The sequence below is a fragment of the Ruegeria sp. R8_1 genome (genome assembly GCF_017743815.1).
GTDB lineage: Bacteria > Pseudomonadota > Alphaproteobacteria > Rhodobacterales > Rhodobacteraceae > Ruegeria > Ruegeria lacuscaerulensis_A.
The window spans coordinates 320,496-336,840 of sequence record NZ_JAGHRL010000006.1 but is presented as its reverse complement, the minus strand read 5'-3'; the positions used below and the strand labels follow the sequence as shown (position 1 = coordinate 336,840).

Genomic DNA, 16,345 nt, shown 5'->3' with positions numbered 1-16,345 from the left:
GATAAAGTTAAGAAGAAAGTGTTTTTTCCACGGATCATGAGGCTGATGACCCAATTGGCGGGCCAATTTACGGTCCGATTTCGTGGAGAGAACGATGAGCGAGCTACCCTCAAAAGCGCAATTTGATACGATTTGTGAAGGCTTTAGCCCCGATCCGCTCAACTCAAGCTCGCTCAAAGCTGACGCCTATGTTGATCCTCGTTGGTATCAGGCAGATGTTGTAGCGATTCTTGCGAAGACATGGCAATGGGTGTGTCATGTCGAAAAGCTGCGTCGACCGGGATCTTATTTGACGACTGAGATCGCAGGCCGACCGATTGCGGTGGTTCGGGATCGTCAGGGGGTATTGCGTGCGTTTTATAACGTCTGCAAACACCGGGCGCATCACTTGTTAACCGGCGAAGGCGAAACGACGCGTATCATGTGCCCATATCATGCATGGGTCTATAAACTGGACGGTCAGCTTGTTCGGGCGCCCGAGACCGAGAGCCTGACAGGTTTCGATACTGCGGATATCTGCCTGGACCAGGTTGGAGTGGAGGAGTTCGCCGGTTTTATCTTTGTGAACCTCGACCCCGGGGCGCGCCCGTTATCCGAGGTCTCTGGCGATCTGCAGACTGAAATCCGCCAATGGGCGCCCGATATCGATAATCTGACTTTTGGTCATCGACTTACCTATGACATCAAGTCGAACTGGAAGAATGTCGTCGACAATTTTCTTGAGTGTTATCATTGTCCGACTGCACACAAGGATTTCTGTGACCTGGTCGACATGGACACCTACAAGGTCACGACCTACGGGATCTATTCCAGCCATATGGCAGAGGCGGGCAAGGGCGCAAACTCGGCTTATGACGTGTCCAACGCGACCGTTCGTACGCATGCGGTCTGGTGGTTATGGCCCACGACCTGCCTGATGCGCTATCCGGGAAGATCGTCGATGATTGTCTTGAACGTTATCCCGGTAGGCCCTGATCGCACGCTGGAAACCTATGACTTCTTTTTGGAAACTCCTGAGCCTGACGATATGGAGCTTGAAGCGATCCGCTATCTTGACGAAGTACTGCAGCGCGAAGACATAGATATTGTTGAAAGTGTGCAGCGCGGCATGAATACCCCGGCTTTCACGCAGGGGCGGATCGTTCACGACCCCAGCGGATCGGGTAAATCCGAGCATGCGGTTCACCATTTTCATGGTCTTGTGTTGGACGCTTATGAAAAGGTTGCACCGTGAGGCGGCCCAATATCGTCGTTATCATGGCCGATCAGCTAGCACCGCATTTTTGCGGCGCCTACGGCCATCCGACGGTGAAGACACCTCATATTGATGCGTTGGCGGCTCAGGGGATGCGGTTTGATGCGGCGTATTGCAATTCTCCGCTGTGTGCGCCGTCGCGGTTCGCATTCATGTCGGGACAACTGATCAGCCGGATTGCAGCCTACGACAATGCCAGCGAGTTCAAAGCTTCGGTCCCCACCTTTGCGCATTACCTCAAGGCGCTGGGATATCGGACTTGTTTGTCCGGTAAAATGCACTTTGTCGGCCCTGACCAGAAACACGGGTTCGAGGATCGGGTGACGACCGATATCTATCCGGCTGATTTCGCCTGGACCCCGGATTGGGAGGCGCCGGATGAACGGATCGACAAATGGTACCACAACATGCAAACCGTCAAAGAAAGCGGCGTGGCTATCGCAACCTTCCAGACAGACTATGATGACGAGGTCGAATTCGCAGCTCGTCGATGGCTGATTGATCGGGGCAGGGATCGGGCCGCGGGGGATGCCGCGCCATTTTGCATGGTCGCAAGTTTCATCCACCCACACGATCCCTATGTGGCAAAACCCGAATGGTGGAACTTGTACTCGGACCTGGACGTTCCGATGCCGGATTACACGCTTACACCAGAGGAACAGGATCCGTACTCACGCCGTGTGATGGACGGGATCGAAGCAAGCTATGTGCCGTTGAGTGATGAGGAGGTTCGTCGTGCACGCCGCGCTTATCTGGCAAATGTCAGCTATTTCGACAGCAAAGTCGGTGCCATCGTCCAGGCGCTGGAAGATATCGGAGAACGCGGCAACACAATCGTCATTGTGACCGCAGACCACGGCGACATGCTGGGCGAGCGCGGGCTTTGGTACAAGATGAACTTCTTTGAACACTCGGCACGGGTGCCGCTGATCATGGCGGGGCCAGAGATCGCTTGCGGGGTGGCCGCGAGCGCGTGCTCGCTGGTGGATCTGTTGCCGACCTTCATTGATATTGCCGGTGGAACAGATGCCATTCTGGGCGAACCGATTGATGGCCGATCGTTGATGCCTCTGGCGCGAGGGCAGGTCGACACGGTGGATGAGGCCATCGGCGAGTACTGCGCCGAGATGACGCCCTATCCTGTATTCATGATCCGTCGGGGGGCGCTCAAGTACATTCATTGTGACCCCGATCCGCCGCAGTTGTATGATTTGGAACAGGATCCCGGTGAACGGACGAACGTCGCGAATGACCCTGCCTACATCAAACAAGCCAGGGCTTTTGCGGCCGAGGTCGCCCAACGCTGGGACAGCGAGGCGTTGCGCCAGGATGTGATCGCAACCCAGAAATCACGACGTGCCCTACACGCCGCAATGGAGGCCGGTGCCGGCGAAGCATGGGACTATACGCCCCGGCGCGACGCGACGCAGGAATATGTTCGTAATCATATGGATTGGACTGCGGCCGCCGCAAGATATCGGTACCCGCCCCGAAAGGAGAACAGTGAATGATGCTGAAAGGCAAAACCGCTTTGGTCACCGGTGGACGCGGGGGGATCGGACGCGCCATCGTTTCGCGTTTCCTGCGCGAAGGGGCCCGCGTTTACGCTGCGGATCTTTCACCCGAGGGGTCGCTGGCGGAACATAATGAAGATGGCAGCATCTTCGTAAAACTCGACGTCACGCAAGAGGCTGACGCGGTCGCGGCGATGCAGAAGGTCGGGGCAGAATCTGGCCAGTTGGACATTCTGGTCAACGCGGCAGGGATTGAGATTGAAAAGACGATCGAGGAAACGACACTGGAAGAATGGAACCTGTCGTTTGCGGTCAATGTCACCGGGACATTTTTGACATCGAAACACGCGCTGCCACTGATGCGTAAGGCAGCACAGGGAACCACGGCGTCTATCATCAACTTCGGCAGCTATGACGGCTTTGTCGCCGACCCCGGTCTGGCTGCTTATTGTGCGACCAAAGGCGCGGTTCATGCCTTGACTAGGGCCATGGCCTGCGATCACGGCCCTGAAGGCATTCGCGTGAACGCGATTTGCCCGGGCTATGTCGACACTCCGATGTTGCAGAGCTTTTTCTCGGGTGACGGTTCAGGCGGAGGTGGCAAGTCGATCGACCAGTTGCAGCAGGCGGTTCGCGACGTCCACCCGATGCGGACTTACGGCACACCTGATGATATCGCAAACCTCGTGAATTGGCTGGCCTCGGACGAGGCGCGTTACGCCAGCGGACAGCTTTGGGTCTTGGACGGGGGCTTGAGCGCTCAGGTCCAGCAGATGAAGCTATGACGGCCCCTGATCTTAGGGACAAACCGGGCATGCCGTCGACAAGCGGGGTTGCGGCAGGGATAGACGCCGTCTTGCAAAACAGGTCAGGAGAATAGTGATGCGTTTGGCTGGTAAAAGAGCGCTGGTGACAGGCGGTCGGCAGGGTATCGGGCGCGGGATCGTCGACGCGTTTGGACGCGAAGGCGCAGCTGTCACCACGTGTGGTCGCGGTTCCCGTCCGACAGATCTGGGTAAGGACGTGATCTGGTACACGCTGGACGTAACCGATGCCGCTGCGGTTGCGGAACTGGCCTTCACAACCGACGGTACGGATATTCTGGTCAATAACGCCGGTGTGCAGGTGGAAAAGACTGTAGCGGACAGTACGGACGCGGATTGGGAGGCGGTCATAGGGACAAATTGCCGGGGCGTGTTCAATCTCTGCCGCGCTTATATCCCCCGCATGCCCGAGGGCGGTTCGATTATCAATATTGGTTCTATTTCTGGCCATGTCGCTGATCCGTCTATGGCGCTGTACAATGCGTCGAAGGCATTTGTGCATGCGCTGACCCGGTCCATTGCTGTGGACCACGGCCCGCGTATTCGCTGTAACGCGATTTGCCCGGGGTGGATTGAGACAGGAATGCTCGACGCCGGTTTTGATTTGGCTGGCGATCCGGATGCCGCGCGAAAAGACGCGCTGACCCGCCACGCGATGCGCCGTTTTGGCAAACCCGAAGATATCGCATCCATGGCCCTTTGGCTGGCCTCGGACGAGGCCGGGTTCGCAACAGGGCAATTGTTCACAGTGGACGGCGGCATGACCGCTGCCTCCCCACTCAATCCGGGGCTGTTTTGATGGATGTTAAACATACGGCTTGTCTTGGCGGTGGCGTCATCGGTGCCAGTTGGGCGGCGCTTTTTCTGGCCTCTGGCCGCTCGGTTGCGATCTATGATCCCGCCCCGGATGTCGAAAGCAAGGTACGCGCCTATATCGAAGAGGCGTGGCCGACGCTGGCCGCGCTTGGCTTGACCGAAACCGGCAGGCCTGACGCGATCACCTTTTGCACGGACCCGGCAGCAGCTGTTGAAGGCGCAGATTTTATTCAGGAAAACGTCCCCGAAAGGCTAGAGGTCAAACACGCGACCTTTGCCAGTATTGAACCTTCACTGTCCGCGCATGCAACCGTTGCCAGCTCGGCGTCCGGTTTGACGTTAAGCCAGATGCAATCGGGATGGAGAGACCCCTCTCGGTTTGTTTTGGGGCATCCGTTCAATCCTCCGCACTTGATCCCCCTGGTCGAGGTGCTGGGAAATGACAGAACGACACCGGGCGTGGTCGAAGCCGCCCAGCGGTTTTACGAGAGCTTGGGCAAGACCACCATTCGCCTGAACAAAGAAGTCCCGGGTCACGTCGCCAATCGCCTGCAGGCGGCTTTGTGGCGCGAGGCGATCCATCTAGTGATATCGGGCGTCGCGTCGGTCGAGGATGTGGACAAAGCTGTTTGGGCTGGGCCGGGCCTGCGATGGGCGGCGATGGGGCCGACAATGCTGTTCAACCTTGGCGCAGGTGATGGTGGGTTGGATGCGTTTTGCGATCATTTTTCCCAGACCTTCAACGGGTGGTGGGATGATCTGGGTCAGGTCTATTTGACAGATGAAGTAAGGCACCAACTGACCGCAGGCTTGAAAGCGCAAATACAGGGAATGCCGCCAGCGGCCCTGTCGCGAGAACGCGATGCACTGATCGTGGCATTGCAAAAGTCGGTTTCGGATGTGCGTCGAAATCAGGCTTGACGGCAGGTACACCCACCGGCTTTTTGCCGACGTAAGAACAGTTTTCCCAGATATGCGCGCCGTCCGGAACATCGCCCAATCCGGCGTCGTATTGAAATATTTGAAATTCTGGTGTGTTCCGCCTAGCATTGAGGCCATGTGGCCCTCGGGTGTTTGCTTTACCCGTGCCAGGTCTTCGTAGTGTGAATGAGTTTTCTAGTTTGCGGTGACTGAAATGAGTGTATTTTCCAGCCGTCGGCGTGTCCTTGCAATGCTTCTTTCTGCGGTTGCGGTGGTGCCAGTCGCGCGGATCGGCTTGATGAAACTTAAAGATAATCCCCTTCCAAAAGTGCCAGAGCCGCGATTGACGCTGGTCGACGGATGGTTGCTGGATGAAAGTGACCCCGGCGCAGGAGAAGCGTCGTGATCCTTGATGCGCGTTCCGAAATTCCAAACCTCGACGGGACGTATGATTGCTGTGTCATAGGTTCGGGGCCGGCGGGTTTGTCGCTGGCGTTCAAAATGGCCGAGGCGGGCAAACGGGTGCTTGTACTAGAGGCCGGTGACAGGGACATCGAGTCAGAGTCGCAAGACCTTTACGAAGGTCAGGATCTGGGTGTTGAGTATCGATCGCTGTCCGCGACCCGCATGCGGGCCTTGGGTGGGTCGACGTCTGCATGGTTTGGCCGTTGCCCTATGCTTGATCCCTTTGACTTTCTGCCTCGTGAAGATGTGCCACTGAGTGGTTGGCCCATCCGCTTCGAAGACTTGCAACCTTATCAGGCGGGCGCAGAACGTATTTTGGGCACGGGTAAATTCGGCCCTCGACTTCGCAAACCAGCAGATGAAACCGGACAAATCGACATCGTCGAGCAAAGGTTCAGTTCGGATCGTGAGTTTTATGACGTGCGTGATGACGAAGCAGCCCGCTTTGGAACCAAATACTTGTCGGATCTTGAGGCTTCGGAGAACATTGATCTGGTCCTGAATGCCAACGTCGTGGGGTTCACAGTTGATGGCGACAGCGGCAACGTCACCCAAGCACATGTTCGCAACTATGCTGAAGGTGAAGGAAAGGTTCAGGCGGACACCTTCGTGCTAGCGATGGGTGGCGTTGAAAACAGCCGTATGTTGCTGCATTTGAATGCGCAGGAAAACAACCGGTTTGGCAATCAGAATGACATGGTCGGCCGCTGTTTCATGGAGCACCCGATTGTCGTGTTTGGTGCCTACTTTATCACCAAGCGCCTGTACTCTCATTCAGCGTCATGGGAGTTTGAACGCCTTTTGCGTCGCTCGGTTCCGGAACTGATGTTAAGTCCCAGTCAAGAGACGATGATGGCAAATGGCTGGTTGAATTCCAGCGTCAGGCTGGAGCGTCTGAAACAGCGTCCGATTGCCAAAGCGCTGGTGGGGGATTCTGAATTCATCAAAGGGCTGACCTACGATCAGGATTATTTCTTTACGGGTGATTGTTTCGTTACGGGCGAACAACAGCCCAATATGGCCAGCCGTATCGTTCTAACCGAACAACGTGATCGCTTTGGGCTGAATGTTGTCGGGCTTGATCTGCAATTCACTGACAAAGATATCGAAACCATGCGCGGTTCGGCTGGTGAGGCGGCTAAATTCCTGATCCGTAATGGGTTGGGACGGATGCGGATGGTGCCCGAGCTTTGGAACTTGGCGCCAGTTGAAGAGATCGGGCTGGGTTATTCAAACCATCACATGGGTGGGGCGCGGATGTCTGCGACGGCTGAAACCGGGGTTGTGGATTCTGATTGCAAAGTGCATGGGGCCACTAATCTCTATGTCGCGGGATCTGGAGTGTTTCCGACAGGAGGGCACGCAAACCCCACTTTCACCATTGTGCAGTTATCGCTGCGTCTGGCCGACCATTTGATCGCACGCAATTAGCGGGCACTGTTTTCAGCGGTGCAACGGCCATTTTCGGGTTGCTCAGATCGGTTTTGCGTTGTCTCTGTATGGCAACAAATGGGGGCGGGAAATCCAATGGCAAATCAAGCGTCTGGTCGGGCGGTCTTTTTGACTGGCAGCCTCATGCGGCATGTGACACGCATGTCCTTGACCACAAGTATTGGCTTGATGGCCATTTTCGCCGTCGATTTTGTGGATATGGTTTTCATCGCAATGCTCGGGAATGATGCCTTGGCTGCGGCGGTGGGGTATGCGGGAACGCTGTTGTTTTTCACCAATTCCGTCAACGTGGGCCTGTCCATCGCGGCCGGGGCGCTTGTCGCCCGCGAACTTGGTGGCGGGCGGGGCGATCGTGCCCGCCATTACGCCACCAGCGTCGCCATGTTGGGGGTCGTGTTCGGAATTCTGGTATCCGGGATTGTCCTGTTCAATCTCAGCTTTTTCCTCTCACTGCTGGGGGCAGAGGGCGAGGTTCTACGGCTGGCTGCACGCTATGTTTCGATAATTCTGCCAACGATGTGGGTCATGGCTTTGGCCATGGCGGGTATGGCTGTGCTGCGTGCCCATGGAGATGCGCGTCGTTCCATGATGGCGACGATTTATGGCGGAGTCGCAAATGCCGTGCTGGATCCGATTCTGATCTTTGCGGTCGGGTTGGGACTGGACGGTGCGGCCATCGCATCGGTGATCGCCCGTCTCTGTATGCTGGTCTTTGCGCTTGGGCCGGCGATCAAGGTGCACCGCGCTTTTGCGCGGCCTTCGATGCGGCAAGTCGCCCAGGATTTCCAGGCGGTGCGCGGTATCGCCGTTCCTGCGGTGCTGACCAATATCGCAACACCGGTGGGCAACGCCATTGTCATACGCGAAGTCGCTCAATTCGGAACAGATGCCGTGGCGGGCATGGCAATCATCGCGCGGCTGATGCCGGTTGCGTTTTCAGTCGTGTTTGCGTTGTCAGGGGCCATTGGTCCAATCGTCGGTCAGAATTTCGGGGCCGGGCAGTACGATCGCGTCAAGGAAACTTTTCTGGCAGGGGTGAAATTTACCGGCGTCTACGTCCTGTTGATGGCCGCAGTTTTGTTCGTGCTGCGCGCGCCCATCGCCGATCTGCTTCAAGCGCAAGAAGAGACGCGGTCTTTGATCTACTTGTTTTGTGGGCCGTTGGCGCTGGCGTCGTTTTTCAACGGCGTGATCTTTGTCTCCAATGCCAGCTTCAACAATCTGGGGCACCCCATTTATTCCACGTGGGTGAATTGGGGACGGCATACACTGGGGACGTGGCCGTTTGCAGTCGCGGGCGCATATTTTGCCGGAGCACCAGGAGTGTTGTTGGGCCAAGCCTTTGGTGGGGTCATATTCGCTGTGGTCTGTTGGGTGCTTGTGCGCCGCGTGGTGTCCGGCCTGAAAGCGCCACAGCGTGTTGATCCTTTTGCAGGGCAGAACCGCCTGCAGGCGCTGTTTGGCCGCCGGGGGTGGTAGCCCCCCCGGATCAGTTGCCAGCGTTGCGGGCCTCAAGACGCTCCAGATTGACGACCGAGGACAGCATAAGCCGGTCGTGGCTCCAGTCTTCGGTCTGCTGGACAGAAGCAGCACCCAGGCCAAGAACGGCAGCGAATGTCAGCGTTAAGACAAGGAAAACGACCGGTGCCGTGGATTGTACCGACGGGGCCTCGGTCAGGGCCAATACACGTTGGCGCAGGACTCGCTTGGCTTTTCCACCGGTCACAAGCGCGACGTTCAGAACACGCGGGCTGCCGCGGCTAATCGTTTTGGCGCAGTAGTCCAGTAGGCAGTTCGTATAGTCGCGCGCGTCGATACCCCTGCGGGAAACCACCGACTGGTCACACGCCAATTCGCGCAAGCGGTCGAATTGATATTTCAGCGCAATATACGCCGGGTTCCAGAACAGCAGGGGGCGAAGCAGTTCAAAACCCAATTCCCATTCCACATCGCCGGCGCGCACATGTTGCAGCTCATGCGCAAGGGCAAATCGCAGCTCGCGCGGGGTGTCCAGCAGGTGGCTGGGCAAAACGACATGGCGGCGGAACAGGCCGCGAACCGCAAAGGGCACGGTAATCCGGTCCGACAGACGAATGTCTACTTTGGCCGAGCGACGCCAAAGAAAGCTGTTTTGGATAGCCTGGCGGATCGCTATCCCGTCGCGAACGGCCCGCAATAGATACACAACCGCCATAACCGCCAAAAGGGACAGAGCAGCAGACGCCAAGGGATAGGCGCCCGAGAGCAATATTTCGACCCAGCGTTCACGCGTGTTCAGAAGCGCTTCGAACTGGGTTGCAGGCATTGCGATTTCTCCGCGCAAGTAGGCCGCTACGGCGATATCGCCTATTGCGACTGTCCCGTGAGACGACGTTTGCGCCGCAAGCGCGCCTATACCCACAGCCAACACTGGGCTGATCAAAACGCACAGGCACAACGCTTTGAGCGCCCTCAATTGCGCAACAAATCCATATTGCATCGGAGTTTTGGTCAGAGCCACCCGGGCGGCCATCCAAATCAAGGCCGCAAGACCCAGCACGATGTTTAATTCCAGATATATGTCGAGAACCGGTTTAACCGCTGTCATTTTGCAGTCTCCTCTCTACCAGTGCCCGAATATCCTCCAGATCGGTTTCGCTCAGGCCCGCATCGTCAACCAGACGCGCCACCAGCGAGGCAGGCGTGTCATCGAACAATGTACGCGAGAGGTTCTGCAACGACCGTGCCTGATATTTGTCTTTCTCCAGCAGCGGCGTATAGATCAGCGTCTTGCCGTCCTTGCGGCTTTCGACAAAGCCTTTCTCGTCGAGAATCCGCAGGATGGTTGCGCCAGAGGTATAGGCCAGATTGCGTTCTGGAGGCAGACGATCAAGCACGTCACGGACCGAGCCCTGACCAAGTGCCCAGAGCTCATTCATGAACTCAAGCTCTACCTCAGTCAGAAGGTTTGTTGTCTTTTTCTTTCGCATCGGTCTTTCGTGTCGCATTTTTTAGTATGCCTGACAGACAAGCATCCTTTCGCTGTTTCGCAAAGCTCAAACTTTCCAGAAGACGAAAATCCCCCAGCCGATGGACAGGAATAGCGGTGTCCAGACTGGTTGCCCAACGATCCCAAGCCAGGCGAGGAAGATATAGGCGGATCCCAGCAGGGTGATGAACAGCCGATCCCCCAGCGTAGTGGTCAGGCCCAGAACGCCGCGCCGTTCGATCCCGTCGCGGAACTTGAACCCTTCCAGCACGCCAATCAGGGCGATGGCTGAAAAGATGCCGACGAACAGCGCCAGCGTTGCGGGCGTCCAGGCCATCCAGAAATCGGGCCATAAGGGATCGGTCCAGGAAAACCCTTTTTCCTCTTGCTGGCCGACACTGCCCCAGCCCGCCTGTTGGGCCGCCGCCATCGACGGCAGGAATGGGAGGGTGAGAAGTAGTTTACGCATATCGAACCTCACACACGGCCCATCGCGAATCCACGCGCGATGTAGTTACGGACAAACCAGATGACGATGGCACCGGGGATGATAGTGAGCGTACCGGCGGCTGCCAGCAGGCCCAATTCGTACCCCGCGCTGGAGGCGGTGCGGGTCATTACAGCGGCGATGGGTTTCGCCTCGACCGCTGTGAGCGTTTTAGCCAGCAGCATTTCTACCCACGAGAACATGAAGCAGAAGAACGCCGCCACGCCGACGCCCGCCTTGATGTTGGGCAGGAAGATCGTCACGAAGAAACGCGGGAAGGAATAGCCGTCCACATAAGCGGTTTCGTCCAGTTCCTTGGGGATGCCGCGCATGAAGCCTTCCAGAATCCACACCGCCAGCGGCACGTTGAACAGCGTATGCGCCAGCGCCACGGCCAGATGGGTGTCAAACAGCCCGATCGACGAATAAAGCTGAAAGAACGGCAGAGCGAACACCGCCGCCGGAGCCATCCGGTTGGTTAGCAGCCAAAAGAACAGCTGCTTGTCGCCCAGAAACCGATAGCGCGAGAACGCATAGGCCGCAGGCAGCGCCACGCAGACCGACAGCACGGTGTTCAGCGTCACGTAGATGATCGAGTTGATATAGCCCCAATACCATGTCGGATCGGTGAAGATGGTAATGTAATTTTCCAGCGTAAAGGTTTGGGGAAAAAGGGAAAAGCCCGACAGGATCTCGTTCGTTGTCTTGAAGGACATCGCCACCAGCCAATAGATCGGCAGCATCAGGAACGCGATATAGAGGATCGGGATGATGGAGCGCTTTTTCATTCTGCGTCATCCTTTGTCATCAGAGTGTAGAAGACCCAGCTGACCAGCAGCGTGATGGCGAAATAGATCAGGCTCATCGCGGCTGCAGGGCCAAGGTCGAACTGTCCCAGAGCGATTTTCACAAGGTCAATCGACAGCAAGGTCGTTGAATTTCCGGGGCCTCCGCCTGTTAAAACAAAGGGTTCCGTGTAGATATTAAAGCTGTCCATGAAGCGCAGCAGAACGGCGATGGTCAGGACGGTTTTCATCTTGGGCAGCTGGATGTAGCGGAACACCGACCACGGGCTGGCACCGTCGATCTTGGCGGCTTGGTAATAGGCATCCGGGATCGAGACGAGACCCGCATAGCACAGCAGGACAACCAGCGAGGTCCAGTGCCAGACATCCATGATGATGACGGTGATCCAGGCCGACAGGGGCTGCTGCGTCATGTCATAGTTGATGCCCAGAACGTCATTCAGGAAATACCCCATCAGGCCGATTTTCGGCAGCGTGAAAATGTTCCACATCGACCCAACCACGTTCCATGGGATCAGCATCGGCAGGGCCATCAGCACCAGACAGACCGGCACCCAGAACCCTTTGCGCGGCATCGACAGGGCCACGATGATGCCCAAAGGCACCTCGATCAGCAGGATCAGGAAGGTAAAGAGGAACTGCCGACCGAGGGCCGCTTGGAACCGGTCCGACCGCAGAATCTGTTCGAACCAGCCCAGCCCTTCCCAGAAGAACTGGTTGTTGCCAAAGGTTTCCTGCACCGAGTAGTTGACCACCGTCATCATCGGCACCAGCGCGTTGAACGCGACCAGCGCCAGCACGGGCAACACAAAGAACCACGCTTTTTGGTTTTCCGTTCTCATCAGCTGCGCTCCTCGGTTGCGATCCAGCCATCGCGATAGACGCGGGATTGTTCTGGTTTGAATTGCAGGAAGACCTGTGAACCCGGCTCGGGCACACTGTGTTCGGTCACGGCTTTCAGGGCGGTATTTCCGACCATGGCGCTGACCACGTAGTGGCGGCCTATGTCTGAGACCTTGGTCACATGCGCAGGGATGCCCGTGTCGCCAAAGCCCACATATTCGGGGCGGATGCCCAAGTCGGTGCGGCCTCCGTCGCCGTGGGTGGGGCCTTCGAGCATGACCTCGTGGCCTTCGAACACCGCGCGGTCGCCTTTGGCTTCACAGGGCAGGACATTCATGCCGGGTGAGCCGATGAAGTGGCCAACAAACGTATGCTGAGGCCGCTCGAACAGTTCAACCGGCGTGCCGATCTGCACCACTTCGCCTTCCTGCATCACGACCACTTCGTCCGCGAAGGTCAGGGCCTCTGTCTGGTCATGGGTCACGTAGATCATCGTGGCCTGCACACGCTGGTGCAGCTCTTTCAGCTTGGACCGCAGCTTCCATTTCAGATGCGGGTCGATCACAGTCAGCGGCTCGTCAAACATCACCGCGTTCACGTCATCGCGCACCAGACCGCGCCCCATCGAGATTTTCTGTTTGTTATCGGGGCTCAGGCCGCTGGCGCGGGTGTTCAGCATATCCGTCACGTCCAGCATCTCGGCGATCTCATCGACACGACGCTTGATCGTTGTTGGGTCAACGCCCCGGTTTTTCAGCGGAAAGGCGAGGTTCTCACCCACGGTCATCGTGTCGTAGATCACCGGGAACTGGAACACCTGTGCGATGTTGCGCTGATCAGGGGGCAGGGCGGTTACGTCCTGACCGTCAAATAGAATCTGGCCTTCGGATGGCGTGAGCAAGCCCGAGATGATGTTGAGCAGCGTTGACTTGCCACAACCGGACGGTCCCAGCAGCGCATAGGCCCCGCCATCGCGCCATGTCACGTCGATTTCCTTCAGCGCATAGTCCTCGGGGCCTTTCGGCGCGGGCATATAGCTGTGTCGCAGGTTTGAAAGTTTGATCTGTGCCATGTCAGGCCACCCTTTTGCCGTCTTGGCCGAAATACCGGCAATGGGCCGGGTTCATGTAGAAACTGTGATCTTCGCCGACCTGATAGGGATGCACCCCCGCCGCCAAAGACACCCAGTCATCCGTTCCATGCCGGAAATGTGCGCTGGAATCTGATCCTGACAGCTCGGTCACGATCACGCGGCCCGTCAGTTCCACATCCGCGTCCGATGTGCGGAAGGGGGTTACGCGATGCGGGCGCACGGCGACCATATATTCGCCGTCGGTCATGCCTGAGACCGTCCAGCCGCCTCCACCCGCCAGTTGCGCCTGCGCGCCGGATACGGTGATGCGGGCCACGTTGATCGGCGGGTCCGAGAACACACGCGCGGCGGCGATGTTTTCGGGATTGCGATAGATGTCGGCGGTGGGGCCGAACTGCGTGACGCGGCCATCCTCCATCAGGGCAGTGTGGCCGCCCAACAGCAGCGCCTCTTCGGGTTCTGAGGTCGCATAGACCACGACCGCCCCGCGTCCAGCAAACAGATCAGGCAGTTGTTCGCGCAGTTCTTCGCGCAGTTTGTAGTCGAGGTTCGCCAGCGGCTCGTCCAGAAACACCGCGCGGCTTTCCTTGGCAATCGCCCGGGCCAGCGCCGTGCGCTGTTGCTGCCCACCCGACAGCTCATGCGGGCGGCGGTGCAGCATGGGGCGCAGCTGCAGCAGGTCGGCGGCCTCTTCCACGCGGCCTTCGATCTCGGATTTCGCCATACCAGCCACGCGCAGGGGCGAGGCGATATTGTCGAAAACAGTCATATGCGGGTAGTTCACAAAGAACTGGTGCACCAGGCTGATCTGTCGCTTTTGCGTGTTCAGCCGGGTCACGTCCTGCCCGTCCATCAGAACCTTACCCGACGCGATCGGGTCCAGCCCGGCCATCATCTTGATCAGAGAGGTCTTGCCCGACCCCGTGGCCCCCAGCAACACGTTGAAATGGCCGGTTTTCAGGGTCAGATTGGTTGGCTTGATATGGAGGGTGTTGCCAACCCGTTTGGTGGCGTCTTGAAGTTCGATCATGTCCGTGGGTTCCGGTCCTTCAGTGCGGCGCACTGGTCGTGGGGTGGGGGTGCCGCGCACGGCACCCCCGGTTTCAAACGCTTACTGAGACTGCCAGCGCTGAACCAGTTCGTCATAGTTGACGGTCTGACCCTGCGGCTTTTCGTTCTCAAGCTTGGCCTTGGGCGAACCCGCTTTCTCCAGCCAGAAGGCAGGGTCCTGCGGTTCGTTCAGGCGCGGGCCACAGCCGCCATAGACGTTGGCAGCCTCATCCGCGGCCTGCATGCGGGCCATGGTGATGTCCATTTCCTCGGCCAGACGGTCCATCGCCTCTTGCGGGGTGAAGGCGCCCGAGTTCACGTCACCGATCTGCTGCCACCAGATCTGGGCCAGCTTCGGATAGTCCGGAACATTGATGCCGGTCGGCGACCATGCCACACGATCGGGCGAGCGGTAGAACTCGACCAGACCACCCAGCTTGGGCGCGCGTTCGGTGAACGATTCGTGGTTGACCGAACTGTCGCGGATGAAGGTCAGACCCACGTGGGACTTCTTCACATCAACAGTCTTGGACGTCACGAACTGAGCGTACAGCCACGCGGCCTGGGCACGATCCGAGGGGGTCGACTTGAGGAACGTCCAGGAGCCCACGTCCTGATAACCAACCTTCTGACCTTCTTCCCAGTAGGGGCCGTGCGGGCTGGGCGCCATCCGCCACAGCGGCGTGCCTTCGTCATCCACGGTGTTGTTGCCTTCGGATTTCGGCTTGACCATGTCGGCGGTAAAGGCGGTGTACCAGAAAATCTGCTGGGCCACGTTGCCCTGGCTGAGCGCCGGCAGCGACTGATAGAAGTCATAGGACGCCGCCCCCGGAGGCGCATAGTTGCGCAGCCACTCATCCCATTTGCGGATCGCATAAACCGCAGCCGGGCCGTTGGCCGCACCACCGCGCGACACAGACGCGCCAACGGGGTTACAGGTGCCCGCTTCCATGCGGATGCCCCATTCGTCGACCGGAACACCGTTCGGCTCACCCACGTCACCGGCACCGGCCATCGACAGCCACGCGTCCGTCATACGCCAGCCAAGATCCGGCGCGCGCTTGCCGTAATCCATGTGGCCATAGATTGCGACACCGTCGATTTCTTTCACGTCATTGGTGAAGAACTCGGCGATGTCCTCATAGGCTGACCAGTTGACCGGAACGCCAAGGTCGTAGCCATACTTCTCTTTGAACGCGGCCTTGTTGGCCTCATCGTCGAACCAGTCCTTGCGGAACCAGTAGAGATTCGCGAACTGCTGGTCGGGCAGCTGATACAGGTTTCCGTCCGGGCCGGTGGTGAACTGAATGCCCATGAAATCATCCAGATCCAGCGTCGGCGATGTGGTCGCCGCCCAGTCACCTGCCATCTGTTCGGTCAGGTTATAGGCCAGTTGCAGGCGCGAGTGCGTGCCGATCAGGTCACTGTCGTTGACGTAACCATCGTACAGGTTCCGGCCGGTCTGCATCTGGGTCTGAACAGCTTGAACCACTTCGCCTTCGCCCAGGATCTGGTGGTTGACCTTGATGCCGGTGATTTCCTCGAATGCCTTGGTCAGCACCTCGGATTCATACGAATGCGTGGGGATGCCTTCGGACAGAACGTTGATTTCCATCCCGGCATAGGGTTGTGCAGCTTCGATGAACCACTTCATCTCGCCCATCTGTTCGTCTTTCGACAGGGTCGATGGCTGGAATTCGTCGTCGATCCAACGTGTTGCTGCGGCTTCGTCGGCCCAAGCAGAGCCGTGGCCCGCAATGACGGCCGCCGCCGCCACTGCGCAAAGTAGATGTCTCCGCATCTGTCTCCTCCCAAAGATTATGTGATCCGGTGCGGACCGGATAGCGATAA

15 protein-coding genes are annotated in these 16,345 nt (G+C 57.9%); 7 read left to right on the top strand and 8 right to left on the bottom strand.

Annotated elements, in window-relative coordinates:
* The first annotated feature begins 94 nt into the window (after positions 1 to 94).
* The 7 genes from J7380_RS15665 (at position 95) to J7380_RS15635 (ending at position 8,726) form a co-directional block, all read left to right on the top strand.
* Positions 95 to 1,234: a ring-hydroxylating oxygenase subunit alpha gene (locus J7380_RS15665; protein WP_209196677.1), complete on the top strand. Its 1,140-nt coding sequence runs from the start codon at positions 95 to 97 to the stop codon at positions 1,232 to 1,234.
* On the top strand, positions 1,231 to 2,766 hold the full coding sequence (gene betC / locus J7380_RS15660) for a choline-sulfatase (protein WP_209196676.1): 1,536 nt from the start codon (positions 1,231 to 1,233) through the stop codon (positions 2,764 to 2,766). Before J7380_RS15665 ends, betC begins: the two co-directional genes overlap by 4 nt.
* Entirely contained in the window at positions 2,763 to 3,554 is a 792-nt protein-coding gene (locus tag J7380_RS15655; protein WP_209196675.1) for an SDR family oxidoreductase, read from the top strand. The genes betC and J7380_RS15655 overlap by 4 nt, the downstream gene beginning before the upstream one ends.
* Positions 3,555 to 3,651: 97 nt before the next feature.
* A complete protein-coding gene (locus J7380_RS15650; RefSeq protein WP_209196674.1) occupies positions 3,652 to 4,392 on the top strand; it encodes an SDR family oxidoreductase in 741 nt (246 codons plus the stop codon).
* Complete coding sequence (locus tag J7380_RS15645; RefSeq protein WP_209196673.1) at positions 4,392 to 5,330, top strand: 3-hydroxyacyl-CoA dehydrogenase NAD-binding domain-containing protein; 939 nt, start codon at positions 4,392 to 4,394, stop codon at positions 5,328 to 5,330. Before J7380_RS15650 ends, J7380_RS15645 begins: the two co-directional genes overlap by 1 nt.
* 402 nt (positions 5,331 to 5,732) lie before the next feature.
* Positions 5,733 to 7,226 (top strand): GMC family oxidoreductase, encoded by a 1,494-nt coding sequence (locus tag J7380_RS20595; RefSeq protein WP_209196672.1) that lies wholly within the window; start codon positions 5,733 to 5,735, stop codon positions 7,224 to 7,226.
* Between the two features lie 162 nt (positions 7,227 to 7,388).
* Positions 7,389 to 8,726: an MATE family efflux transporter gene (locus tag J7380_RS15635; protein WP_247742580.1), complete on the top strand. Its 1,338-nt coding sequence runs from the start codon at positions 7,389 to 7,391 to the stop codon at positions 8,724 to 8,726.
* A gap of 10 nt (positions 8,727 to 8,736) precedes the next feature.
* On the opposite strand, the gene J7380_RS15630 is transcribed toward J7380_RS15635, so the two are convergent.
* The 8 genes from J7380_RS15630 to J7380_RS15595 form a co-directional block, all read right to left on the bottom strand.
* Positions 8,737 to 9,834, bottom strand: a complete 1,098-nt coding sequence (locus J7380_RS15630; protein WP_209196671.1) for a M56 family metallopeptidase — start codon at positions 9,832 to 9,834, stop codon at positions 8,737 to 8,739.
* On the bottom strand, positions 9,821 to 10,216 hold the full coding sequence (locus J7380_RS15625; RefSeq protein ID WP_209196670.1) for a BlaI/MecI/CopY family transcriptional regulator: 396 nt from the start codon (positions 10,214 to 10,216) through the stop codon (positions 9,821 to 9,823). The genes J7380_RS15630 and J7380_RS15625 overlap by 14 nt, the downstream gene beginning before the upstream one ends.
* A 66-nt stretch (positions 10,217 to 10,282) precedes the next feature.
* Positions 10,283 to 10,684, bottom strand: coding sequence for a DUF2160 domain-containing protein (locus J7380_RS15620; RefSeq protein ID WP_170352712.1), 402 nt, complete (start codon positions 10,682 to 10,684; stop codon positions 10,283 to 10,285).
* Between the two features lie 8 nt (positions 10,685 to 10,692).
* The gene (locus J7380_RS15615; protein ID WP_170352713.1) at positions 10,693 to 11,490 is read right to left on the bottom strand and encodes a carbohydrate ABC transporter permease; all 798 of its coding nucleotides are present in this window, start codon (positions 11,488 to 11,490) and stop codon (positions 10,693 to 10,695) included.
* Entirely contained in the window at positions 11,487 to 12,350 is an 864-nt protein-coding gene (locus J7380_RS15610; protein WP_209196669.1) for a sugar ABC transporter permease, read from the bottom strand. The genes J7380_RS15615 and J7380_RS15610 overlap by 4 nt, the downstream gene beginning before the upstream one ends.
* Positions 12,350 to 13,423 (bottom strand): ABC transporter ATP-binding protein, encoded by a 1,074-nt coding sequence (locus J7380_RS15605; RefSeq protein WP_209196668.1) that lies wholly within the window; start codon positions 13,421 to 13,423, stop codon positions 12,350 to 12,352. The genes J7380_RS15610 and J7380_RS15605 overlap by 1 nt, the downstream gene beginning before the upstream one ends.
* Before the next feature lies 1 nt (position 13,424).
* Positions 13,425 to 14,474 (bottom strand): ABC transporter ATP-binding protein, encoded by a 1,050-nt coding sequence (locus J7380_RS15600; RefSeq protein WP_209196667.1) that lies wholly within the window; start codon positions 14,472 to 14,474, stop codon positions 13,425 to 13,427.
* 81 nt (positions 14,475 to 14,555) lie between these two features.
* Positions 14,556 to 16,295: an ABC transporter substrate-binding protein gene (locus tag J7380_RS15595; protein WP_209196666.1), complete on the bottom strand. Its 1,740-nt coding sequence runs from the start codon at positions 16,293 to 16,295 to the stop codon at positions 14,556 to 14,558.
* Positions 16,296 to 16,345: the final 50 nt, after the last annotated feature.

What these genes read in the sequence shown, in the direction of transcription:
- J7380_RS15650 (WP_209196674.1), top strand. Translation starts at nt 3,652, where the DNA reads ATGCGTTTGGCTGGTAAAAGAGCGCTGGTGACAGGCGGTCGGCAGGGT.
- J7380_RS15600 (WP_209196667.1), bottom strand. Translation starts at nt 14,474, where the DNA reads ATGATCGAACTTCAAGACGCCACCAAACGGGTTGGCAACACCCTCCAT.
- J7380_RS15645 (WP_209196673.1), top strand. Translation starts at nt 4,392, where the DNA reads ATGGATGTTAAACATACGGCTTGTCTTGGCGGTGGCGTCATCGGTGCC.
- J7380_RS15610 (WP_209196669.1), bottom strand. Translation starts at nt 12,350, where the DNA reads ATGAGAACGGAAAACCAAAAAGCGTGGTTCTTTGTGTTGCCCGTGCTG.
- J7380_RS15655 (WP_209196675.1), top strand. Translation starts at nt 2,763, where the DNA reads ATGATGCTGAAAGGCAAAACCGCTTTGGTCACCGGTGGACGCGGGGGG.
- J7380_RS15620 (WP_170352712.1), bottom strand. Translation starts at nt 10,684, where the DNA reads ATGCGTAAACTACTTCTCACCCTCCCATTCCTGCCGTCGATGGCGGCG.
- J7380_RS15625 (WP_209196670.1), bottom strand. Translation starts at nt 10,216, where the DNA reads ATGCGAAAGAAAAAGACAACAAACCTTCTGACTGAGGTAGAGCTTGAG.
- J7380_RS15665 (WP_209196677.1), top strand. Translation starts at nt 95, where the DNA reads ATGAGCGAGCTACCCTCAAAAGCGCAATTTGATACGATTTGTGAAGGC.
- J7380_RS15605 (WP_209196668.1), bottom strand. Translation starts at nt 13,423, where the DNA reads ATGGCACAGATCAAACTTTCAAACCTGCGACACAGCTATATGCCCGCG.
- J7380_RS15630 (WP_209196671.1), bottom strand. Translation starts at nt 9,834, where the DNA reads ATGACAGCGGTTAAACCGGTTCTCGACATATATCTGGAATTAAACATC.
- J7380_RS15635 (WP_247742580.1), top strand. Translation starts at nt 7,389, where the DNA reads ATGTCCTTGACCACAAGTATTGGCTTGATGGCCATTTTCGCCGTCGAT.
- J7380_RS15615 (WP_170352713.1), bottom strand. Translation starts at nt 11,490, where the DNA reads ATGAAAAAGCGCTCCATCATCCCGATCCTCTATATCGCGTTCCTGATG.
- J7380_RS15595 (WP_209196666.1), bottom strand. Translation starts at nt 16,295, where the DNA reads ATGCGGAGACATCTACTTTGCGCAGTGGCGGCGGCGGCCGTCATTGCG.